This is a genomic window from Cyclobacteriaceae bacterium (genome assembly GCA_013141055.1).
Classification (GTDB): Bacteria; Bacteroidota; Bacteroidia; order Cytophagales; family Cyclobacteriaceae; genus ELB16-189.
Map to the genome: position 1 here is coordinate 1,136,177 of JABFRS010000001.1, position 21,582 is coordinate 1,157,758.

Annotated in this window: 23 protein-coding genes and 1 pseudogene; 14 read left to right on the forward strand and 10 right to left on the reverse strand. The window is 41.7% G+C overall.

Translation table 11 applies throughout. The features are described from left to right. Positions 1-4 precede the first annotated feature (4 nt). Positions 5-646, forward strand: coding sequence for an endonuclease III (gene nth, locus HOP08_04920; GenBank protein NOT74250.1), 642 nt, complete (start codon positions 5-7; stop codon positions 644-646). 32 nt (positions 647-678) lie between these two features. On the opposite strand, the gene HOP08_04925 is transcribed toward nth, so the two are convergent. The 3 genes from HOP08_04925 to HOP08_04935 form a co-directional block, all read right to left on the reverse strand. Next, positions 679-1,047: a hypothetical protein gene (locus HOP08_04925; GenBank protein ID NOT74251.1), complete on the reverse strand. Its 369-nt coding sequence runs from the start codon at positions 1,045-1,047 to the stop codon at positions 679-681. Between the two features lie 106 nt (positions 1,048-1,153). Then, complete coding sequence (locus HOP08_04930) at positions 1,154-1,777, reverse strand: hypothetical protein (GenBank protein ID NOT74252.1); 624 nt, start codon at positions 1,775-1,777, stop codon at positions 1,154-1,156. Beyond that, entirely contained in the window at positions 1,758-2,117 is a 360-nt protein-coding gene (locus tag HOP08_04935) for a PadR family transcriptional regulator (GenBank protein ID NOT74253.1), read from the reverse strand. Before HOP08_04935 ends, HOP08_04930 begins: the two co-directional genes overlap by 20 nt. A 165-nt stretch (positions 2,118-2,282) precedes the next feature. Between HOP08_04935 and HOP08_04940 the strand changes: the two genes are divergently transcribed. From HOP08_04940 to HOP08_04985, 10 genes are all read left to right on the forward strand, one after another. Further along, positions 2,283-3,182: a methionyl-tRNA formyltransferase gene (locus HOP08_04940; protein NOT74254.1), complete on the forward strand. Its 900-nt coding sequence runs from the start codon at positions 2,283-2,285 to the stop codon at positions 3,180-3,182. 7 nt (positions 3,183-3,189) lie between these two features. After that, positions 3,190-3,693 carry a dihydrofolate reductase gene (locus HOP08_04945; protein NOT74255.1) on the forward strand — a complete coding sequence of 168 codons (504 nt, stop codon included), beginning with the start codon at positions 3,190-3,192 and terminating at the stop codon, positions 3,691-3,693. Positions 3,694-3,718: 25 nt separating this feature from the next. After that, entirely contained in the window at positions 3,719-4,093 is a 375-nt protein-coding gene (locus HOP08_04950) for a hypothetical protein (GenBank protein NOT74256.1), read from the forward strand. Between the two features lie 12 nt (positions 4,094-4,105). Further along, on the forward strand, positions 4,106-4,915 hold the full coding sequence (locus HOP08_04955) for an SDR family oxidoreductase (protein NOT74257.1): 810 nt from the start codon (positions 4,106-4,108) through the stop codon (positions 4,913-4,915). Next, positions 4,915-5,664: a sulfite exporter TauE/SafE family protein gene (locus HOP08_04960; protein NOT74258.1), complete on the forward strand. Its 750-nt coding sequence runs from the start codon at positions 4,915-4,917 to the stop codon at positions 5,662-5,664. Before HOP08_04955 ends, HOP08_04960 begins: the two co-directional genes overlap by 1 nt. Before the next feature lie 8 nt (positions 5,665-5,672). Beyond that, positions 5,673-6,980, forward strand: coding sequence for a HAMP domain-containing histidine kinase (locus tag HOP08_04965; GenBank protein ID NOT74259.1), 1,308 nt, complete (start codon positions 5,673-5,675; stop codon positions 6,978-6,980). A 9-nt stretch (positions 6,981-6,989) separates the two neighbouring features. Continuing rightward, complete coding sequence (msrB, locus tag HOP08_04970; GenBank protein NOT74260.1) at positions 6,990-7,445, forward strand: peptide-methionine (R)-S-oxide reductase MsrB; 456 nt, start codon at positions 6,990-6,992, stop codon at positions 7,443-7,445. A gap of 4 nt (positions 7,446-7,449) precedes the next feature. Next, on the forward strand, positions 7,450-8,967 hold the full coding sequence (locus tag HOP08_04975; GenBank protein NOT74261.1) for a glycoside hydrolase family 32 protein: 1,518 nt from the start codon (positions 7,450-7,452) through the stop codon (positions 8,965-8,967). A 207-nt stretch (positions 8,968-9,174) separates the two neighbouring features. Continuing rightward, a complete protein-coding gene (locus HOP08_04980) occupies positions 9,175-10,623 on the forward strand; it encodes a PAS domain-containing protein (protein ID NOT74262.1) in 1,449 nt (482 codons plus the stop codon). Further along, positions 10,620-11,036 carry a response regulator gene (locus HOP08_04985; GenBank protein NOT74263.1) on the forward strand — a complete coding sequence of 139 codons (417 nt, stop codon included), beginning with the start codon at positions 10,620-10,622 and terminating at the stop codon, positions 11,034-11,036. Before HOP08_04980 ends, HOP08_04985 begins: the two co-directional genes overlap by 4 nt. Before the next feature lie 41 nt (positions 11,037-11,077). Here the strand turns inward: HOP08_04985 and HOP08_04990 are convergent, their stop codons facing one another. From HOP08_04990 to HOP08_05000, 3 genes are read right to left on the reverse strand one after another with little or no spacing between them, the layout of a single operon-like run. Continuing rightward, positions 11,078-11,821 (reverse strand): copper homeostasis protein CutC, encoded by a 744-nt coding sequence (locus tag HOP08_04990; protein NOT74264.1) that lies wholly within the window; start codon positions 11,819-11,821, stop codon positions 11,078-11,080. Positions 11,822-11,841: 20 nt separating this feature from the next. Beyond that, positions 11,842-12,807 (reverse strand): N(4)-(beta-N-acetylglucosaminyl)-L-asparaginase, encoded by a 966-nt coding sequence (locus HOP08_04995; GenBank protein NOT74265.1) that lies wholly within the window; start codon positions 12,805-12,807, stop codon positions 11,842-11,844. Positions 12,808-12,863: 56 nt separating this feature from the next. Continuing rightward, on the reverse strand, positions 12,864-13,370 hold the full coding sequence (locus tag HOP08_05000; GenBank protein ID NOT74266.1) for a C40 family peptidase: 507 nt from the start codon (positions 13,368-13,370) through the stop codon (positions 12,864-12,866). Between the two features lie 33 nt (positions 13,371-13,403). Between HOP08_05000 and HOP08_05005 the strand changes: the two genes are divergently transcribed. Further along, positions 13,404-14,843: an FAD-binding protein gene (locus HOP08_05005; GenBank protein NOT74267.1), complete on the forward strand. Its 1,440-nt coding sequence runs from the start codon at positions 13,404-13,406 to the stop codon at positions 14,841-14,843. Between the two features lie 47 nt (positions 14,844-14,890). Continuing rightward, complete coding sequence (locus tag HOP08_05010) at positions 14,891-15,592, forward strand: DUF1080 domain-containing protein (protein NOT74268.1); 702 nt, start codon at positions 14,891-14,893, stop codon at positions 15,590-15,592. 83 nt (positions 15,593-15,675) lie between these two features. Here HOP08_05010 and HOP08_05015 read toward each other — a convergent pair. Continuing rightward, positions 15,676-16,977, reverse strand: a pseudogene (locus HOP08_05015) (pyridoxal phosphate-dependent aminotransferase). A 127-nt stretch (positions 16,978-17,104) separates the two neighbouring features. Between HOP08_05015 and asnB the strand changes: the two are divergent. Then, positions 17,105-19,012 (forward strand): asparagine synthase (glutamine-hydrolyzing), encoded by a 1,908-nt coding sequence (asnB, locus tag HOP08_05020; protein NOT74269.1) that lies wholly within the window; start codon positions 17,105-17,107, stop codon positions 19,010-19,012. Here the strand turns inward: asnB and HOP08_05025 are convergent. From HOP08_05025 to HOP08_05035, 3 genes are read right to left on the reverse strand one after another with little or no spacing between them, the layout of a single operon-like run. Next, positions 19,009-19,575, reverse strand: a complete 567-nt coding sequence (locus HOP08_05025; protein ID NOT74270.1) for an outer membrane beta-barrel protein — start codon at positions 19,573-19,575, stop codon at positions 19,009-19,011. The two genes, asnB and HOP08_05025, sit on opposite strands and share 4 nt — an antisense overlap. Then, a complete protein-coding gene (locus HOP08_05030; protein NOT74271.1) occupies positions 19,572-20,822 on the reverse strand; it encodes a glycerophosphodiester phosphodiesterase in 1,251 nt (416 codons plus the stop codon). Before HOP08_05030 ends, HOP08_05025 begins: the two co-directional genes overlap by 4 nt. Then, a complete protein-coding gene (locus HOP08_05035; protein NOT74272.1) occupies positions 20,819-21,550 on the reverse strand; it encodes a hypothetical protein in 732 nt (243 codons plus the stop codon). Before HOP08_05035 ends, HOP08_05030 begins: the two co-directional genes overlap by 4 nt. Positions 21,551-21,582: the final 32 nt, after the last annotated feature.

The window sequence follows — 21,582 nt, forward strand, 5'->3', positions numbered from 1 at the left end:
ATTCATGACAAAATCCGATAAGGTAAAAGACATTCTCAAAATACTGGATAAGCTTTATCCGAATCCGGAAGTGCCGCTTCATCATAAGGATGCCTATACGTTATTGATCTCGGTTTTGCTTTCGGCACAATGCACAGACGTGCGGGTCAACAAAACCACCCCGGCATTATTCAAGATGGCTGACAATCCCTGGGATATGATGAAATATTCCGTTGAAGAAATCCGTGAGATCATCAAGCCTTGTGGTTTGTCGCCGATGAAATCTAAAGGCATTGCCGGACTTTCAAAGATCCTTGTTGAAAAATATGACGGGCAGGTGCCGCAGACCTTTGAAGAGCTTGAGGACTTGCCGGCTGTGGGACATAAGACAGCTTCCGTTGTCATGACGCAGTGGTTTGGCAAACCGGCCTTTCCGGTGGACACGCACATTCACCGGCTTGCCTATCGCTGGGGATTGACCAATGGAAAAAATGTTGAGTCTACTGAAAAAGATCTCAAGCGACTTATTCCGGAATCAAAATGGAATAAGGCTCATCTTCAGATCATCTATTTTGGAAGAGAGTACTGTACTGCAAGAGGGCATGACTGGAAGACCTGCCCGATCTGTAAGAAATATATCAGAGAGAGTTTAAAGACGAAAGATTAAACCTCAACCTTCCGTCTTTCATTCTCATCAATTTACAATCCTACTTCATTTTTGTACATCCGGTAGATCACCATTGGAATAAATCCAAAGCTGAGAATAATGCCTCCTGTAACCAGGATCATATCTCCGCCGGGAAGGTGACAAACTTTAAGCACCCAGCCGATCCCGATGAGGATGGCACACGTCATTCCTAATGCAAAGCGAAACTTTTCAGATGCCATGCGGGTGATATTTGATTCACTGTAATAAAACCAGGTCAGAGGAACGAATACCAGTAGCAAGATCATTAAGCCCATGCTCAGAAAGGTTTGAGAGACGGGCCAGTGCAACACCTTCAGGAAAAATCCGGCACTGATGCAGATGGCGGATACGGATCCTGAAAGGAAGATTAGTTTTTTCATAAGATTCATGGTCTGTTATTAATTTTTAAACAATATTTTCCTGTTGCATCTGTCTGAAGATGCTTTAAAGCTTAAGAGTATTTTAGTGGAAACTAAAGAGTGCGGTTCAGGCTACGGATTTCTTATACATTCCGAAGAATAGCATTGGAAGGAATCCAAAAACAAAGAGAATGGTTCCTGTCAGCAAAAGAAGATTTGCGCCAGGCATGTGCAAAATTTTGAAGAGTAATCCTGTGGAGGTTATTATTCCACTGAGCATTCCGAGAATGATCTTTATTTTTTCATACTGCGGCATGGGAGGACTTCCTTTGAATTTCGAAATCACAAACATTGGAATGAAGAATACGACAAATCCAATCAGTCCGAATGTTCCAATGCCAACGTTGGCAAGACTTCCGGCACCAGGCATGTGCAGCATGTTCATGATCCATCCGGTACCCATCATCATGCTGGAGATGAGTCCGATTGCATAGGTCAGTTTTTTCATTGGGATAAATTTAGTTGAGTATAATAGTTGATTCGTCTGATTTTGAATTTCATACAATCCTTCTGGTGCGAGTTCGCCAATAGCCGCCTCCATCGCCGCTTCAAACTTCATGTCCGACATCATCCTCAATTCGATATCGCAGCACAAGTGATCAAGCAGGTCATCACGAAGTAACGTAAGGGTGACTTCGTTTTTCTCCAACTCCTTCCGGATGATATTTAGTTCAGTGACTGAGAGCTCCATAGGATTTAAGTGACAACTCAGGAAAAACAATCTTACTCATCGTCTTCATGAAATCCTGAAGCTCGTTTACGTGGGCCGTCTTTTCTTTCAGACCACTTTGAGTGATGTAATAATACTTGCGAACCCTTCCGCCTACCGTTTCCTCTTTGAAAGAAAGGAGTCCATCGCTGGTCATTTTTTGCAAAGCAGGGTAAAGTGAACCATCCTTCAGGAGAATTTTTCCATCTGACAATTCCTTGACGCGCATGGAAATCTCATATCCATACATTCTCTCTTGTTCTGACAGTAATTTCAACACCATGGCCGAAATAGTGCCTTTTAGTAGCTCTTTTGAATACATAGGACAAAGATATATCGAACTATGAGGTATCAAAATTAATTAGAGGAAAAGTTTCTAAAAAAATTAAAAAAGGTGCCAGAAGGCTATGCAATAGCTAAAAAGGCGTCTGACACCGTATAGCTTTGCAGCTTAAAATTTTCAATGCAGGAACTGAGAATCATATTTATGGGCACGCCTGAATTTGCGGTGCCGAGCCTTGAGATCCTGGTGGAGAACAAATTCAATGTGGTGGCGGTGATAACAGCTCCGGACAAGCCGCAGGGTCGTGGCCAAAAGCTGACGGGCTCTCCTGTTAAAGAGGGTGCATTGAAATACAATATTCCTGTCCTTCAGCCTACCAATCTTAAATCACCCGAATTCATTGAGGAGCTTAGAAGCTATCAGGCGAATCTTCAGGTTGTCGTTGCCTTCCGGATGTTGCCTGAATCAGTTTGGTCCATGCCTTCAATCGGAACCTTTAATCTTCATGCTTCTCTCCTTCCACAATATAGAGGAGCGGCTCCCATTAACTGGGCCATTATCAACGGTGAAAAAGAGACAGGTGCTACAACATTCTTTCTTAAACACGAGATTGATACCGGCAGTATTATTTTTCAGGAAAAGGAGCCCATTCATGAAGATGATAATGTGGGAGCCGTTTACGAACGACTGATGAAGAAAGGTGGCGGGCTTGTCTTGAAGACTGTTAAAGCTATTGAAACAGGAAGCTACCCCTCTACTCCTCAAACTGAATCAGCTGAGATAAAACATGCCCCCAAGATCTTTAAAGAAACGTGTGAGATTAGATGGGATCAACCGTCTGAAACCGTTAGGAATTTTATAAGGGGGCTAAGTCCGTATCCTGCTGCCTGGACAATTCTTCATGGCAAGAATTTCAAAATCTTCTCAGCAAAAAAAGCAGAGCCTAAGCAATCAGATGAAATGCCGGGAACGATTAAGACGGACAACAAAACTTATCTTTACGTTAAAACTTCTGATGGCTGGATCTCTATTGAAGAACTTCAACCTGATGGGAAAAAGCGTATGAGCATTCAGGATTTTTTCAGAGGAAATAAAATCAGCTAGGAACGAAATGATCATATCTCTCATCGCAGCCCTCACCACAAACCGGGTCATTGGCAAGAACAATGACCTTCCCTGGAAATTACCAGATGACATGGCGTACTTTAATCGTACAACGAAGGGCCATACAGTGATCATGGGTAGAAAGAATTATGATTCTCTACCAGCAAAGTTCAAACCTCTCCCAAACAGAACGAATATTGTTGTGACACGGCAAAAGGATTTCAAAGCACCGGGTTGTTCGGTTGTTCATTCATTGGAAGAAGCCATGCAACTTGTGCGAAAGGGAAATGATGAAGAAGTATTCAACATCGGAGGAGCCGAATTATTCACACTAGGGTTGCAGTTTGCCGACAGGCTTTACCTGACCGAAATAAAGACGGAGTTATCGGGAGACACTTTTTTTCCAGAAATAAAAAGATCAGAGTGGACAGAGAAGTCGAGGATCCATCATACAGCTGATGAGCGACATGCTTACGCTTTTGACTTTGTTGTGTACGAGCGGAATTCCTAATCATTCTTTTCATTATATTGGTCACATGGATTCACACAAACGCATTCTCGGCATCCTTTACATTATTTCAGGAGCCTTTCAGATCATAGGAATGATTTTCCTGTCCACTATAATATCCATTATCATGCATTTTATTTTCACTCAGCCGGATGTTGAAGCGGTCTGGTTCATGGAGTGGATCGTTCCATTGATAAGGGTCATTTCTGTTGCTGTTGTTCTCTTTTTCTCTATTCCGTCTATCGTGGGTGGATGGGGAATTCTGAATGGAAAGCCATGGGCACTTACTCTTTTGCTGGTGATGGGGTGTTTCAAATTATTTTCCTTTCCCATTGGAACGGCGTTGGGAATTTATACGATATGGGTTTATGCTGAAGACAGAAGACCTGTTCCAGCTCCCTAACATTTACTGAACATGTCGACGATATCATCGAAAGTCATCTGGCTCACAGGAGCATCTTCCGGAATTGGTGAGGCACTTGCTTACGAACTCTCGCATAAAAATGTAAAGCTGATATTATCTGCACGCAGGAAAGAAGAGCTTGAGCGCGTGAAGGGAAATTGTAATCCTGCAGCACAGCCGAACATCAGGATATTGCCCCTCGACCTTTCTGAAACTTCGGTCCTGAGTCTTACCACACAAGTAGCCATCCAGTTGTTTGGTCATGTCGATGTACTTATTAATAATGGAGGCATCAGCCAGAGAAGTCTTGCAAAGGAAACGACGCTGGATGTTGATCGCAGGATCATGGAAGTTGATTACTTCGGAACGGTTGCATTAACAAAGAATTTACTTCCCCATTTTCTGCAAAGGAAACAAGGACATTATGTTACCGTGAGCAGTGTAACAGGACATGTGGGCACACCTTATCGTTCTGGCTATTCTGCAGCGAAGCATGCACTTCATGGATTCTTTGATTCGCTGCGTGCTGAACTATGGTCGGAAAGTAAATCGATCTATGTTACCATGATTTGTCCGGGTTGGGTGAAAACAAATGTTTCCATGAATGCTTTGATTGGAGACGGAACAAAACTGAATCAGATGGATTCGCTTACGGACGAGGGTCTTGATGCAAGCGTTGTTGCAAGGAAGATCATCAGCGCGATTGAAGGACATAAAAATGAAGTCTATATCGGCGGCCTGAAAGAAGTGTCTGCTGTCTACCTGAGTCGATACATGCCAGGCATTCTTGCAAAAATTATTCGCAAAGCGAAAGTAAGATAATGCAGGAATGGTATGAGTACCTGCTGGTGATCATTGTAGGTTTCGGCGCAGCGTTTCTTAATACCGTTGGGGGTGGCGGTTCATTATTTTCAGTACCAATTCTAACATTTCTTGGGTTGCCTATCACCACTGCCAATGCTACCAGTCGCGTGGCACTTCTTTTCCAGAACCTATTTGCTGTCGGAGGCTTTAAGAGTAAGGGAATAGAACTACCCTGGCCTTACAGCCTTTATCTTGGCATTGCCTCTTTGGGAGGAGGGCTCATTGGATCGTTGGTTGCATCCCGCGTTCCTGACGAGATATTCACCAAAATATTTGTGGGTGTGATGGTTCTTGCGGTTATCCTGATCATTTATGATCCATTCAAATCAAAAGGTCAGGAAAAACTAGATGCAAAAAGTCAGATCATTGGAAGTTTTTGCTTTTTCTTTATTGGAATTTACGGAGGGTTTGTCCAGGCGGGGATTGGCTTTCTTGTGATTGCTGTCCTAAGCCTTGTGAATAATCTTAGTCTTGTAAAAAGCAATTTTGTGAAGGTCTTTGCAGCAATCGTTTATACGGGAGTATCGGTAATTGTCTTTGCCTGGCAGGGAAAAATTGATTGGACCACCGGACTTGTTCTTGCGATTGGTCATTCTCTGGGAGGATGGTATGCAAGTCGCTGGTCAGTGAGTGCGGGAGAAGTGTGGATCAAACGGGTGATGATTATTTCTATTATTGGGATGGCAATTAAACTCTGGTTTTTCTAATTTGACATATGCCAACGCGCAGGATACGTAAATTAATTCTGGGAGAACATCCCTTCATACCTTCGCGGTCGCAATACAAGCGCGTTGTATTGACCAGTCAGCTGAGCATTCTGACGTTCTTCATTTGTATTATCTTTTTTACAATTGATATCCTCTCTCATCCCAATCTGTACTCCCTGATCATACAATTTGTCTGTGCTGTGGCAGCAGCAACAAGTCTGGTTCTCAATAGAAAAGGAAAACACACCGCCGCCAAGATCATATTGGTGCTGGTGGTAAATATTACTCTGTTTATTTTTTCAGAATCCGAACCCCTGCCTATCGGACTGTACCTTTTCTTTATCGTTGTAAACGTAGGCACTATTGCTGCTTTTGGTTTTGAAGAAAAAAAACTTGCAATTCTTTTTATTTCATTCTCCTTTTTCCTGTTTACACTCTCCCTGTTCACTGATATTACCAACATTCCCAAGATCGGAGGAACCAATGAATACATACAGTACAATGTCTTTCTCAATTTCACCATTTCATTTATTTCCTCAACGGTTATAATCTATTTTCTCATCAACCTGAATCACCGATCAGAAAGCGCTCTTCTGGAAAATGAGCAACAAATGAGTGCCAAGAATGAGGAATTAACCAAGGTGAACGCTGAGCTTGACAAATTCATGTATAGTACTTCACATGATCTTCGATCACCGATAAGCTCTGTGCTGGGATTGATACAGCTGACCAAGATGACGAATGATCCGAAGGAGACAAAGACCTACCTGGAGATGATGGAAGAACGTCTTGCGAGTCTTAATAAGTTTATAAAGGATATCTCCGATTACTCAAGGAATGCGCGTACCGATGTGAATCACGAACCCATACCGGTTCAAAAAGCAATCAACGATATCATCGATCATTTGAAGTTTTACCCTGGCGCAGAGAAGATTTCAGTAGCTGTAATCATTGATTCCAATCTTGTTATGCATACGGATGCTACCCGATTTCAGATTATCTTTAGCAATCTGATCTCCAATTCATTTAAATATGTAGATCAGCACAAGAAAAATTGCTTCATTCGTATTTCAGCTCAACAAACGTATACTGAGATCAAATTCCGTTTGGAGGACAATGGTTTGGGAATTTCTGAAAAATATCTTCCCAGGATTTTCGATATGTTCTTTCAGGCGCATGAAAAATCTGAAGGCTCCGGACTGGGACTGTACATCGTAAAAGAAGCTGTTATTAAACTGAATGGAACGATTACAGCAAAATCGAAAATAGAAATTGGCTCCGTTTTTGAATTGAGCTTCCCATTATCTAAAACTTAATTTACGTGTATGTTAAAATGGAATGATGTGTTGGTGTTTGCGTCAAAGGGTAATCCGACTCCACCTAAGCGTGTTGAAAAAAGTGATGAAGAGTGGAAAAAAATCCTCACACCCGATCAATATGCGATCGCAAGAAAAAAAGGAACCGAGCGCGCCTTTACAGGTGAATATTGTGAGGCACATGATCCTGGCCTTTATGCATGCAGGTGCTGCGGAACATTGCTTTTCGATTCAAGTTTGAAATTCGAGTCAGGAACGGGATGGCCCAGCTTCACTCAACCATACACTCCGGATGTAGTGGCTTACCACAAAGACAATGCTTATGGTATGGTTCGGGTGGAAGTAACATGCAATGTATGTGATGCCCACCTTGGACACATTTTTCCGGATGGTCCTGCTCCCAGTGGTTTACGATACTGTATCAATTCCGCATCGATTGTTTTAGCAGAGAAATCAAAAGCATGATCCTATGAAATGGCTGATACCGGTTTTCTTAATCATCATTTTAAGTTGCAGCAAAAAAGAAACCGGTATCGTCACGAACGATAGCACTCAATATTCAGAAAGATACCGGCCTCAATATCATTTCAGTCCTGATAAAAACTGGACCAATGATCCTAATGGCTTGGTCTATTATGAAGGTGAGTACCATATCTTCTATCAATACAATCCGTATGGAAATACCTGGGGACATATGAGTTGGGGGCATGCCGTCAGCAAAGATCTGCTGCATTGGGAACAACTTCCTGTCGCTATTGCTGAATATCAAAATCCATCAGGTGACAGTACCATGATCTTCTCAGGAACAGTGGTCGTCGATAAAAATAATTCCAGCGGTTTTTGCGAAGGAAAAGATTGCCTGATTGCTGTTTACACTTCACATGTTCATAAAGACGGACAGGGTAAACTTCAGCATCAAAGTCTTGCTTACAGTAACGATAAGGGAAGAACATGGAAACGATATGATAAAAACCCTGTCCTCGATATTCAACGGAAGGATTTTCGGGATCCGAAAATATTCTGGTATGAAACAGGAAACGTATGGATCGCTGCAATGGTAGTTCCCGATCTTTTTAAAGTCGTATTTTATAAATCAACCAACTTAAAAGAGTGGACTGCCTTAGGAGAATTTGGGGGAATTGGAGATACATCAAAAATCTGGGAATGTCCTGATCTCTTTGAATTACCCGTTGAAGGCGAACCAGGTAAAACAAAATGGATATTATCTCTTTCAGGAAGTCATCCTGCCGGTGGGAAATTTGTGGGCATGCAATACTTTGTGGGTGTGTTCAATGGAAATACTTTCATTCCTGACCAATCTACACAAGCTCCACTCTACATGGATTTTGGAAAAGACTTCTATGCAGGAATCATTTATAACAACATCCCAAAAGAAGATGGAAGAACCATCATGATCGGCTGGGCCAATAACTGGGCTTATGGGAATCAGATACCTACATCAACGTGGAGAAGTGCCATGGCATTGCCGCGGGAACTTTCACTCAAGAAGACGGCCGCTGGTCTTCGCCTCATCCAACAGCCATTGAAAACAATTTCATCCTTGCGGGGAGATGAGATGAAAGGTGAGATTTCCGGAAATCAGTTGGAACTGGAGGTTGAAATAGACATTGCAAAATCAAAGGGAGCGGGAATCAAAATTCTGAAAAGCGAAAGCGAAGAGACCATCATTGGATATGATGCAACAACGCAAGAGGTATTCATTGACCGCACGCATTCTGGAGATGTCGGGTTTCACAAGGAATTTGCAAGCATTGATCGTGTGAAGATTGATGCCTCTACAGGCAAAATAAAACTTCAGGTTTTTGTCGATCATTCAATCGTTGAAGTTTTTGTCAATAATGGAGAACAAACTTTATGTGAGCAGGTATTTCCATTGGCCAATGATGCGAGGGTTATCCCTTATTCAGAAAATAATGACGGGGTTATCTCTGTCAGGGCATGGAAAATAAATCGCACCTGGAAGTAATTTAAGGCTTCTCTTTCGCAATCGATTTTGCTTTCAAATTATTGAGAGATTCATAGAGATTTCTTACATCAGAAAGCAATTCCTTTTAACATCCGTTATCCAAAATTTACCGACCGGTAGATTTGCACCCAATAAATCATTCACCAAAAGCAGAACAACCATTGATTACATTTTAACTAAACCAAAATAAGGTATTCCGATACCGTCATGAACAATAAAATACTTTTAGAACAGTCTCCAACAGCAATAGCAATGTTTGATATGGAGTTGAAATACATTGCTGCATCCCTGAAATGGATGGAGGAATATTCGCTCCAGGGAAAGAATATCATTGGCCTTTCTCACTATGAAGTTTTTCCTGAAATAGGTGATGACTGGAAAGCCATACATCAGGAATGTTTGAGGGGAGCCGTCAACAAATGTGAAGAAGCATATTTTAAACGTGCAGACGGAACGGAACAGTGGATCTCATGGGATGTTCGCCCCTGGTATGACGATGATGATAAAATCGGAGGCCTTCTCATGTACACGGTTGACATTACTATTCGCAAGGTCACAGAAAAAAAGATGGAAGAAGAGCGCATGCTTTTGCGTACACTCGTTAATCATATTCCATTAAATGTTTATGTAAAGGATCTCAAGTCGCGTAAGATGCTTGTGAACAAGAAAGAGCTGGAATACCTCGGCATTAAAGATGAAAAAGATCTTCTGGGCAAAGATGATTTTGACGTCTATCCCTATGAATCTGCGGTATCCTCCACGAATGAGGACCGCCACGTTTTCCAATCAGGTGACCCAATCATCAATCGTGAAACGTTTAGCTTAAAGAATGATGGTAACTATAGTTGGTTCCTGACTTCTAAAATTCCATTGAGGAGCACTAACGGTGAAATCTATGGCCTGGTGGGTCTGAGTCATGACATTACTGAACGCAAAGCATCAGAAGAAAAGCTAAGGAAATATTCCATTCTTGAGTCCAAGAGCGAGGAGATGGAACAGTTCGCTTATGTTGCTTCGCACGATTTGCGGGAGCCATTACTGACAATTAAAAATTACATCGAACTTCTAATTGAAGATTACGGTCACAATCTTCCGGAAGAAGGAAGGCGGTATACGCAATCCATATCACGCGCCGCAAATCGCATGGAAGAGTTGATTAAGGGTCTACTTGACTACTCCAGACTTAGCAGAATCAAACAATTGCAGGAAGTAGATTGCAATGAGATTATTAAACATGTGGAAGAAGATCTTGATTCACTGATTTCTTCTACCGATACAAAAATTACTTTCGGGAAATTACCAACCCTGAAAGCATATCCCCTGGAACTGAATATGCTTTTTCAGAATCTTATTGACAATGCTATTAAATTCCGGAGAAATGATACGAGTCCGGAAATTCATATCTCTGCAAGATCCGTTCGTGACGGATGGAAATTTGAAGTAAGAGATAATGGTTTGGGTATTGAAAAAGTAGATCGCGAAAAAATATTTATCATGTTCCAAAGACTTCATTCCAAGAATGAATATTCAGGAACAGGGATCGGTCTGGCACATTGCAAAAAAATCGCAGAGCTGCACAACGGAAATATCTGGGTGGAGTCTATTCCCGGCAACTCGAGCAGATTCTATTTCACCATTTTAACAGGATCGTTGTGAAGAAGAAGCTCAATTGTATTTTGCTGATCGACGATGATAATGACTGCAATTATTATCATCAGAAATTGCTGACGAAAATGAATTGCGCCGATTCTGTTGCTATTGTAAACGATGGGCAGCAGGCTTTAGATTTCCTGACGACAGCCGTGAGCGGCACATATCCTGTACCTGCTATGATCTTCCTTGATATCAATATGCCCAAAATGAATGGATGGGAGTTTCTTAAGGAATATGAAAAACTTGATGCCACCATGAAGGCAAAGATCGTTTTGGTAATGCTGACGACCTCTTTAAATCCGGATGATCAGGAAAAAGCTGGTAAGTTTCCGGACGTTCAGGGATTTAAAAACAAATTTCTGAGCAAAGAGACATTGATAGAAACTTTCAAAAGGCATTTTCCGGAGAATTTTTGAATTGCCTATAACACCAGCAACATTCTGTCAGGTCTTAACTTCTACTCTTTGCGCTCGGCAATCTGTCTGATCTTCTTCACCCTTTCCGGATCAACGGTACGGACCTGGTACTCATCACTCCCCTCGTCACCCATTGCAGATATCTTTTCATTTTTAAATGACATGGCACTGGATCGGTTGGATGAAGCTGAGAAATGAATCTCCTTAACAGCTGTTTTGGTAACAATGTCTTTTACTGTTTCTTCATTCACACCGGAACCTGCCATAATCGAAATTCGATTACCTGCTTTCTCTACCAGCTGTCTGATGAGATCAATTCCCTGATGAGCCTTAGGATGCTGACCAGAGGTTAGAATTCTTGAAAAACCTGCTTCAATGCAATCCTCGAGTGCTTCAAAAGGATCACGGGTCATATCAAAAGCCCGATGGCATGTAGCTTTAAGGGGTTTTGCTTTATCAATCAACTCCTTGCAGCGCTTCTTATCAATGGTTCCATCAGAATTTAATATTCCAAAGACAAAACCATCAACGCTGATCTTCTGACACTGGATCAGGTCGCGCTTCATAGTATGAAATTCATAACTGCTGTAATGAAAATCCCCACCACGAGGTCGCAGCATAACATAGAGATCCATGGTAGTATTCGCGCGCACGACTTCCACAGTCCCCAACGAGGGTGTTGTGCCGCCTTCTCCTGGATTGTCGCATAACTCAATACGATCTGCTCCGCCCTCCTGTGCCTTAAAGGCAGACTCTATATTGTAGACAACAACCTCAATGATCATTTTCAAGAAGTAATTTTCAATTAATAATAGCTCTTCGCCTCAAACAATTCATTATTCACTTCATTAGAATAAACCGCAAAGGTGAATCCCTTTTGCAATGCATATGCGCCGTATTCTCCATTTTTGTTGATGGCTAGAAATCCCACCTGCATTTGCTTCGATTTCGTTGGCTGATTCTTAACAATTCGTTGTACTGCACTTTCACATGCTTCCTGTGGTGATTTTCCCTGACGCATTAACTCCACGACAAGATGCGAACCACAAATACGAATTACCTCTTCTCCAACTCCTGTAGAAGTTGCTGCACCGATCTCATTATCCACAAATAAGCCGGCACCGATGATGGGTGAGTCCCCTACTCTTCCCCTTAACTTATAAGCCATACCGCTGGTTGTACACGCACCAGATAGGTTGCTATTCATGTCGAGGGCAAGCATTCCGATAGTATCGTGATTTTCAATATTGGCAACTGGTTTATATTGGGCTGTCTTTAACCACTCTTTCCATGCTTTCTCAGAACCTGGCGTAAGAAGATTTTCCTTTTTGAATCCATTTGCAAGAGCAAACTGCAGAGCACCATCACCAATCAACATAACGTGCGGTGTCTTCTCCATAACTTTTCTCGCAACAGAAATAGGATGAACGATGTGCTCGAGTCCTGCCACTGATCCGCAATTTGAAAATTCGTCCATGATGCAGGCATCGAGCGTAACATGACCATCGCGATCTGGTGCACCGCCAAGACCAACCGTAGTAATGGTCGGATCCGCCTCCGGCACATGAACACCTTTTTCAACGGCATCCAATGCACGACCTTTCGCTGATAAAACTTTCCAGGCTTCGGCGTTGGAAGGCTTTCCAAAGTCCCATGTAGAAATAACAACTGGTTTTGTCGGAGCAGGTGATGACTTTGCAAAAAGTCTGGCAAATGGCAACGCAGAAAGAATAGCACCTGCCTGGAGAAACTTTCTTCTAGAGGAATTCATGTAAGGAAATTTAAGTAATGAAAGAACTTTGGAGTTAAAATAAGAGAAATATCACATTACTTGTCAATGATCCTTCTCGCCAATCGAAATCTCTTAATATAATAATCCGAGTACAGATTAGTCTCAACAACTCCCAGTGTTGTCGAGGCATGAATAAATTTTACATTATCTCCGCCTTTCACATCAGTCACAATTCCCACGTGAGTAATCTCTTTCTTTTTCTTGCCAGTGGCGAAAAATAAAAGATCGCCTGGCTGAACATCTTTTATCTTGATCTTCTCTCCCATGGTCGATTGCGTTTCCGCCTGACGGGGCAACGAAATGTTGATAGCACTGTAAGCGTTGGTGGTCAATCCGGAGCAATCAAGTCCTGAGCGGGTTGTACCGCCCCATTTATAAGGTGTGCCGGTAAAAGTGCGGGCTTTCTGGATCACAGCATCGACTTGTTTGTCGTGGCTGTTTGCCTTGCGAGCTGATCCGCAACCGATTACTCCAGCAAAAAGGAAAAGCAAAAGACACGTTTTGTAAAAACGGATTTGCGTAACTTTGAACGGTTTGCTCATTATTAAATAGAACACTACAAATCTACACGATTCATGGGACACGGTAAAGCGGTTGAAGTGCAGGAGAGTAACGTTGCGGAAGCCATCATAGTACAATTCAGGAAGATTGTGGGTGACGAATACGTCATGGCCGATGGCACAGGCATGGAGGATTATGCTCACGACAAGACAGAAGACTATTTCTTCATGCCGGATGTTGTTGTCAAGCCCCGCACTCCGCAGGAAATCAGTGAGATATTGAAGATCTGTCACGAAAATAAAATACCCGTTACTCCACGAGGTGCAGGCACCGGGCTCAGTGGTGGCGCTCTTCCCATCAAGCAGGGATTAGTGATCTCAATGGAGAGATTTAATAAGATATTAAACATCGATGAGCTCAACCTTCAGGCAACTGTAGAGCCTGGTGTGATCACGGAAGTATTTCAAAACACCGTAAAAGAAAAAGGACTCTTCTATCCACCTGATCCAGCCAGTCGCGGATCTTGTTTCCTTGGCGGAAATCTAGCCAACAATTCTGGCGGACCAAAAGCTGTCAAGTATGGAGTAACACGAGACTATGTGATCAACATGGAGGTGGTGCTTCCAACCGGTGAGATCATCTGGACGGCCGCAAATGTTTTGAAGAATTCAACGGGATATAATCTCACACAACTCATGTGCGGAAGTGAAGGCACGCTTGGCATTATCACCAAGATTGTTTTCAAGCTTAGAGGATTTCCCCAGAAGAACGTGTTGATGATGATTCCCTTCACTACCAATGAAGAAGCCTGCAGTGCCATTGCCGCAATCTTTGTGGCAGGCATCACGCCTTCCGGAATGGAATTTTTCGAAAAGGAAGCTGCTTTTAAAACATTTGAATATTGTGAAAAGGTTTTGAATAGTCCAGTGACAACCAAACTTACAGAGGGGATGAACGCTTACCTTCTTTGCGAACTGGATGGTAATGATGAAGAAGTCCTGATGCGCGATGCTGAACGCGTGATGGGTGTTATAGAGAAATTTAATTCAGGTGAAGTGTTGTTTGCTGAAAGCGCAGCCCAAAAGGAAGAGCTCTGGAAAATCCGCAAAAATATTTCACCCGCAGTAAACTGGTATACCCTGACGAAATCGGACGATGTAGTGGTTCCAAGAAGCAATTTGCCAAAGTTGATATCAGGTATTAAAGCGATTGGTAAGGCTTATAATTTTAATACTGTATGTTTTGGACACTTGGGTGATGGAAATCTTCACGTTAATATTTTAAAAGAAAATATCAGTGAAGCAGACTGGGAGACAAAAATTCCTGAAGGTATTGGAGAGATCTTTAAGCTTACCGTTAGCCTTGGCGGCACCCTTTCCGGCGAACATGGTATCGGTATTGCAAAACGTCCTTACATGCCCATTGCAATGAGTGAAGTGAACCTGAATTTGATGCGCGGTATAAAAAAGGTTTTTGACCCACATGGTATTTTAAATCCGGGGAAAATCTTCTGATCACAAACGTTACCTTTATCAAACCAAAATCCAAAACCTATCTAAACATGAGAAATATTATTGCAATCCTTTCTGTCATCGTGCTTCTATCGAGTTGCGGTGGATCAGGCACCTCCAATCAACTTACAGAGGAACAAAAGAAAGACGGCTGGAAATTGTTATTCGATGGAAAGACAATGGACGGCTGGAGAATATTTAAAGGTAAAGAAAACGATACCTGGGAAGTGATCGACGGAACGCTGCATTGCAAACCGACTACCGAGACTTCTTCCAAGCGCGCTGACCTGATGACTACTGAGATGTATCAGAATTTTGAATTGTCATTCGACTGGAAGATTTCAAAAGAAGGAAACAGTGGTGTAATGTATCGCGTAACAGAAGAGTATGACGTTCCTTACGCAACAGGTCCTGAGTATCAGTTGATCGATGATAAGGGTTATCCAAAAGAAGTTCCTGAGCATTTCACAGGTGCTGACTATGACGTTTATGCTCCTTCTGAAGCTAAATCAAACGCGATTGGGGAATGGAATACAACAAAGATCATTGTCAATGGAAATAATGTTGAACATTGGCTTAACGGAACGAAAGTAGTTTCTTATGAGCTTGATGGGGATGACTGGCAACAAAAGGTCGCAGCCAGCAAATGGAAAGAATTCCCAGGATATGGAAAAGCTCCCAGCGGATACATTGATCTTCAAGATCATGGCCATGAGGTTTGGTTCAGGAATGTGATGATCAAAACCCTTTAGTAAGGCGATCCGCAAGTCAGTAAAATAGCGCAGGAGAATATCCTGTGCTATTTTTTTATTTCAATGAGCCAGGTCCGATATACCTATGAATGAATGTATTCGATGACTCCATCACGAATTCTTGTAAACGTATCAATCAATACTTCTTCATTCTCCTCAAGGAGGGTTACACGAAAGCCGCTAAGCTCTGAGCAAAAAGAAGAAATAGGCACTACGCAAACACCTTTTGCCCCTAGCAGATAATAGACAAACCTCTTATCCAGGGGAATATCCTTCTCCACCCAACGCTCGACCTGTTCATTGATCTCAGGATTGGACATTTTCATTTTCTGATGAGGCTTTAAAGCTCCCTTTCGGAAAATGATTGTATTATAAAAAGCACCAAACGTTTCATTGAATGTCAATTCCGGAATATCTTTTAAAATGTTTGCAATCACTTTACTTCGTTTTCCGATATTCTGATTTGTTTCAAGACGATATGTCTTGAATCTTGAATCGCCTAATACTTTTGGAATTACCAATTGAGGAAGCTTCGTAGAGCAAACCTCAATCATTTTAGCATTATCCAGCGCCTGACAATATTTATTAAACTCAACATCTTTGTGACGATTATAATATTCCATCCAACCGCATCGCGCTCCCGGCCATGGAAGCTCCTTTGAAATACCTTTCATTGAAATTCCAGGAACATCTTCAATAACTTCTGCCAGTGAATAGGCTCGCGCACCATTATAGGTTATGTTGATATAAATTTCATCAGCAACGATGAATAAATCGAATTCTCTTGCAATCGAAACAATCCTTTTCAACATCTCCAGAGGATAAACCATTCCTGTAGGATTGTCAGGATTGATGATGAGGATCCCTGCAATATTAGGATTGTACTTAACCTTATTATAAAGATCATCCAGATCAGGATACCAACTATTGTCGGGATCCAACCGATAGGTCAACGGTTCATGATTGGCATGAGCAGCTTCGGCGCTGGAATGGGTAGAGTATGCTGGTGATGGTCCGATCACACGCCCGGTTGGAACTATGTACTGATACACTTTTCCAATGGCATCACCGAGTCCGTTAAAGAAACAAATATCTTCAGCATCAATCTGAACACCATTCAGCGCATTGACCTGAGCCGCAAGAAACTCACGGGTAGCTAGCATTCCCTTGGAGGGACAATAGCTATAAGTACTATCCTACCGAACCAGATCTGCAATAATTTCTTTGATCCATGAAGGCAGCTTATGGTTCTTGTGAATAGGGTCGCCGATGTTCTCCCATGAGATCCGAAGACCATGTTTTTCAAGTTGCTCTGCCTTCTTTACGATCTCGCGAATCTCATAGCTTAGTTCACTGGCACCTTCGTTGAGGAGTTTTTGTCGCATTGAAAAATACTTTTGTACGATCATTAAAATACGGTTTAATTCCATCTGCGCCAAGCCTACCAAACAAGCATATCAGGACGAACAGGAAAATTGTTTTGTTTATTAAGAATTTCATTATTTGCAGACTATGTGCGGCATCACCGGAGTCTTTGCGTTTAACCTCGTTGGCAAGTTCAGCAAAATCAATATTGCTGCGGCAACAGAATCTCTTGCTCACCGCGGTCCGGATGCTCAAAACATCCACGTAGATGAGTGGGTTTGCCTTGGACACAGAAGACTATCAATCATTGACACCCGCGACATCGCCAATCAACCATTGTGGGACGAAAGTGAGCGATACTGCATTGTCTTCAATGGAGAGATCTTCAACTATCAGGAGCTTCGGGAAGAACTGAAAGAGAAAGGCGTCACCTTTTTTTCAGAGTCTGATACTGAAGTTTTACTGAAGATGTACCTTCATGAAAAAGAGAATTGCCTTTCCAGACTCAATGGATTCTTTTCGTTTTGTGTATACGACCGTGAAGAACAATCCCTTTTTATTGCACGAGACCGTTTCGGCATCAAACCACTCCTGTATGTCATGGATGATGATAAATTTCTGTTTGGATCAGAAATGAAATCAATCCTGGCTTACGGTATTGAAAAAGAGATCGACTATAGTTCTCTCTTTACTTACCTGCAGCTTAATTATATCACAGCACCGGATACAATTTTTTCAAAAGTCAAAAAACTGATGCCTGGTCATTTTGCCAGAGTTACGAACAGACAAATGACCATTGGTAAATATTATGAGGTTCCTTTTGATGAAGTCAAAGCTGTCACAAATCCTATCTCTTACGAAAAGGCTAAAGAAAAATTTAAGGCTTTGCTCGAAAAATCAGTTCAGAGAAGACTGGTTTCGGATGTTCCATTAGGTTCTTTTCTCAGCGGTGGAGTAGATTCCTCCGTTGTCGCTATGATAGCCAAACAGCACAAACCCGATCTCCACACTTTTTCGATTGGATTCAAAGACGAAAAGTTCTTTGACGAAACAGCTTATGCACAATTAGTAGCACAAAAGATTCAGTCAGAACATACCGTATTCTCTCTCACGAATGACGATTTATATAAGCATCTTAATTCAATACTTGATTCTACGGATGAACCTTTTGCAGATTCTTCCTCTATAGCTGTTTATATTTTGAGCAAGGAAACCCGCAAGCATTCTACTGTAGCTCTTTCTGGCGATGGTGCAGACGAACTAATGGGTGGTTATAATAAACATGCTGCATTTTATCGCACACTTCATCCTGGTTGGAAAGAAAATATCGCTGCCGGGCTGGGTCCCCTGTGGAAACTGCTTCCTAAATCCCGTCATACTTCACTTTCAAATACATTTCGTCAGTTGGATCGATTTGCGGAAGGCGCATCACTTACCTCATCAGAGCGTTATTGGCGCTGGGCAGCATTTACTCCTGAAACCAATGCAAAAAAAATCCTGTCTCAGCAAAGTCTTCAGAAATTTTCCGAACAGGATTATGTTGCACGTAAAAAAGAATTACTGAAATTCATTCCTTCAAAAGAGTCAATGAATGATATTTTTCTGACGGATGTTAATCTTGTTCTTTCGAACGATATGCTCACAAAGATTGACATGATGAGTATGGCACATGGTCTTGAGGTGAGGGTGCCATTCCTCGATTATGAGCTTGTAAATTTTGTATTCAGTCTTCCTGATCAGTATAAAATTGATGGATCGATGAGGAAAAAAATTCTTCAGGATACATTCCGTGAGATGCTTCCAGCAGAATTATACAATCGGCCGAAAAAAGGTTTCGAAGTTCCATTGCTTAAGTGGCTTCGATCAGAAATGAAATCAACAATTGAGAATGATCTACTCTCTGATAAATTTGTCAACGAACAGGGAATTTTTAATTACACAGAAATTAAAAAACTGAAGCGAAAATTATTCTCCATGAATCCTGGAGATGTGCATGCGCGTATTTGGGGGCTTGTTGTATTTCAGTGGTGGTGGAAAAAGATTCACCTGATTTAGAACCTATAGGAAACCACTGCCTGGATGGAATGTATGAAATCATTGGTTTTATCTATCCACATAAATTTTACCTCTCCACCTATCCCTACCTGTTCTGTTATCTTATAAAGGTAAAGTCCGGACAACTGAACATTGGAATAGGAAATTACTGTGCTCTTACTACTCTCAGCCCCGGTACTATTGATCTGGGATTTCATGATCACCACGCCTGTTCCCCCTGTTATATAAAAATTCTTCAAGATTCGCATTCTCAAATTTGCCATGAGTGGAATGATCGCCAGATCCACATTTCCATCACCGGTTTCCAGGCCAACATTATACAATTTGTAATATCCTGATTCAACCCCCAGACTCAACCGATGCTCCGGCTCCCACATGATCCGGACTGAACTTCCTATGTAATCATTAGTTATAGAACTTCTTCCAATCACCATATTATTATAATAGTGTGTCCATCCAGTACCGACCTGGATAGACATTCTTAAAGTGGTGTCCATCTCCTGGCCTCTTCCTTGCAGGAATGCGAAAAGCAATAAAACCGACAGAGTAATTCCTTTCTTCATTCCTGTATATAAAAATAGTATGCTGTCATCGCCGAATAATTACTGAGCAATCCGTCGAAGTTTCCTTCGGTGATAAACTGCTTCATGAACTTCTGATCATCAATGGTCCAGCAGAATACTTTTCTTCCTTCTGAGTGCATCAACTCAACATTTTCAACCTGCGTGCCAAGTGTCCAGCGTGGACTCCATACTTTAGCATTTGTATTACGAACCTGCTCCAGTGTCAATTCGCACAGAGCCGGAATATTTTCATGGTTAGGGTACGCAAGAAATTCATTGATCATTTCATCCGTCGGAAGGCCTATCCATATTTCTACATTGCGATTAGCAGCTCTTGCCCTTGCCAATGCGCTCTGTTGCAATGGTATCACCGCTTTTAAAGCATTAGGATTATCCTTCATATCAAGCCATACGGCACGCAACTCTGTACTATCAACAACAAAAGTCAGAGCTTCCTCAAGTGTAGGGATTTTTTCCCCATGAAGAAGCCGCACATAGGTGGATATCTGGTCAAAAGTGTACTCTTCAACAGCTCCAATGAGTGGTCCTTTTGTTGTGGATCTTATGTTAAGATCCTCATCATGATAGATCACGGGCACTTTGTCTTTTGTAAGTCGGATGTCAATTTCAATACCCGTTGTACCAAAGTTTCTGGTGTAGCGGATCATATCGATACTATTCTCTGAGTGCGGAAGATTATCAGAATTTCTTCCACCAGACCGATGGGCCATTACATAAAAATCAGAAGTCTTGATCTTTTCGGAAAACGGACGCACATACTCCATTTGTATTTCAGTGGATGGCAGACTTGGCCCTTCACCATATGCGCCGGTAATCATAGGATTCCCCTGAACTTTATTTAGAATATCTTTCGCACCATTATTTTTTGAAATACGTAAACTGATCAAACCCGTCTTATTGTTGGAAGAGTAACGCCAGTAACCTTCCATGAAGATCACTGAATCCAGATGAGCCGCTTTCATTACGAAGTAGCATCCCTGCACCTCGCTGAATAAAGAAAAATCGTTACCATGCCATTTCAGCACTGCGAAAGGACCAAAAAGATTGCTTCCTTTTGTAATTGCATACACTCCTTCCATATAAGGTCTTGAAGCAACTGGCATCCTATCTCCGTCTTTTAAGATTGAATTGGGAAGAAAAGGAATAAACGCATTGTTTTCACGAATGCAGCTGCCCGCAAGCATCAGAAGAATAAAAATTAAACCGAAGAAATTTCTCTTTGTCATAGTATAAGTCCAATCGAAATTTCAGGAATATTATAAAAGCGATTAAAGGTGCTGAATGCCGGCCAGGCGATGTAATCAAATTTGGTATAGTGATTTTTGAGTCCAAGAATAATGACATTGTCCTTCCAAAGTCGCTGCTCCATATATAACCCCACGCTAAAACCATTGTAAAAATTCTTCTCATCTGAGATTACATTCTCTCCTGTCCTGATCTTTACGTGACTTACAACACTCAACTCACTCTTAATAGTAAATGCCACGTCTTTGTACCGGTAGCCAAATGAGAAATTCGGATTATGGATAATCGCCCTTACATCAGTATTAAAGTCAGCGAAGGACAAAGCGCCAATGACGCCCGCAAGATCATAACCAATATTAAAAGAGAACGTATCATTGAATTGCTTATTCCACTTTACACCAATAGCAAGTTGATTGGAGATAATCACCGTACCAAGATTAAGATGGGCAGTAAAATTCCTATGCAACCCCATGCGACCCTGAACATTGAGAAAAGGAATATGATAAGCACCTTCCAGCCATGCTTCAGGAAATTTGAATTTCTCAATGAGGATGGCAACTTTAATCTTGCGTAACTTTGGAGTCTGGGGATAGAACAAACTCGCATGAATAATATCAAACTCTTTTTCAACCTTCTTTTCCTGTGAGAAACAGCAATTGAAAATCATTAAAAATGATAGAAGGAAAACAGCTTTTTTGATAGGAATCACAAGAATTTAGAAATTTAGAGGGTCAGTTTAAC

Bases quoted from the DNA above. Each gene is read 5' to 3' on its own strand.
- HOP08_04930 (NOT74252.1), bottom strand. From the start codon at position 1,777: ATGGAGCTCTCAGTCACTGAACTAAATATCATCCGGAAGGAGTTGGAG.
- HOP08_05025 (NOT74270.1), bottom strand. From the start codon at position 19,575: ATGAAGAAAGGAATTACTCTGTCGGTTTTATTGCTTTTCGCATTCCTG.
- msrB (NOT74260.1), top strand. From the start codon at position 6,990: ATGTTAAAATGGAATGATGTGTTGGTGTTTGCGTCAAAGGGTAATCCG.
- HOP08_05010 (NOT74268.1), top strand. From the start codon at position 14,891: ATGAGAAATATTATTGCAATCCTTTCTGTCATCGTGCTTCTATCGAGT.
- HOP08_04950 (NOT74256.1), top strand. From the start codon at position 3,719: ATGGATTCACACAAACGCATTCTCGGCATCCTTTACATTATTTCAGGA.
- HOP08_04980 (NOT74262.1), top strand. From the start codon at position 9,175: ATGAACAATAAAATACTTTTAGAACAGTCTCCAACAGCAATAGCAATG.
- HOP08_04925 (NOT74251.1), bottom strand. From the start codon at position 1,047: ATGAAAAAACTAATCTTCCTTTCAGGATCCGTATCCGCCATCTGCATC.
- HOP08_04995 (NOT74265.1), bottom strand. From the start codon at position 12,807: ATGAATTCCTCTAGAAGAAAGTTTCTCCAGGCAGGTGCTATTCTTTCT.
- asnB (NOT74269.1), top strand. From the start codon at position 17,105: ATGTGCGGCATCACCGGAGTCTTTGCGTTTAACCTCGTTGGCAAGTTC.
- HOP08_04945 (NOT74255.1), top strand. From the start codon at position 3,190: ATGATCATATCTCTCATCGCAGCCCTCACCACAAACCGGGTCATTGGC.
- HOP08_05030 (NOT74271.1), bottom strand. From the start codon at position 20,822: ATGACAAAGAGAAATTTCTTCGGTTTAATTTTTATTCTTCTGATGCTT.
- HOP08_04975 (NOT74261.1), top strand. From the start codon at position 7,450: ATGAAATGGCTGATACCGGTTTTCTTAATCATCATTTTAAGTTGCAGC.
- HOP08_04990 (NOT74264.1), bottom strand. From the start codon at position 11,821: ATGATCATTGAGGTTGTTGTCTACAATATAGAGTCTGCCTTTAAGGCA.
- HOP08_04935 (NOT74253.1), bottom strand. From the start codon at position 2,117: ATGTATTCAAAAGAGCTACTAAAAGGCACTATTTCGGCCATGGTGTTG.
- nth (NOT74250.1), top strand. From the start codon at position 5: ATGACAAAATCCGATAAGGTAAAAGACATTCTCAAAATACTGGATAAG.
- HOP08_05005 (NOT74267.1), top strand. From the start codon at position 13,404: ATGGGACACGGTAAAGCGGTTGAAGTGCAGGAGAGTAACGTTGCGGAA.
- HOP08_04955 (NOT74257.1), top strand. From the start codon at position 4,106: ATGTCGACGATATCATCGAAAGTCATCTGGCTCACAGGAGCATCTTCC.
- HOP08_04965 (NOT74259.1), top strand. From the start codon at position 5,673: ATGCCAACGCGCAGGATACGTAAATTAATTCTGGGAGAACATCCCTTC.
- HOP08_05000 (NOT74266.1), bottom strand. From the start codon at position 13,370: ATGAGCAAACCGTTCAAAGTTACGCAAATCCGTTTTTACAAAACGTGT.
- HOP08_04960 (NOT74258.1), top strand. From the start codon at position 4,915: ATGCAGGAATGGTATGAGTACCTGCTGGTGATCATTGTAGGTTTCGGC.
- HOP08_04940 (NOT74254.1), top strand. From the start codon at position 2,283: ATGGGCACGCCTGAATTTGCGGTGCCGAGCCTTGAGATCCTGGTGGAG.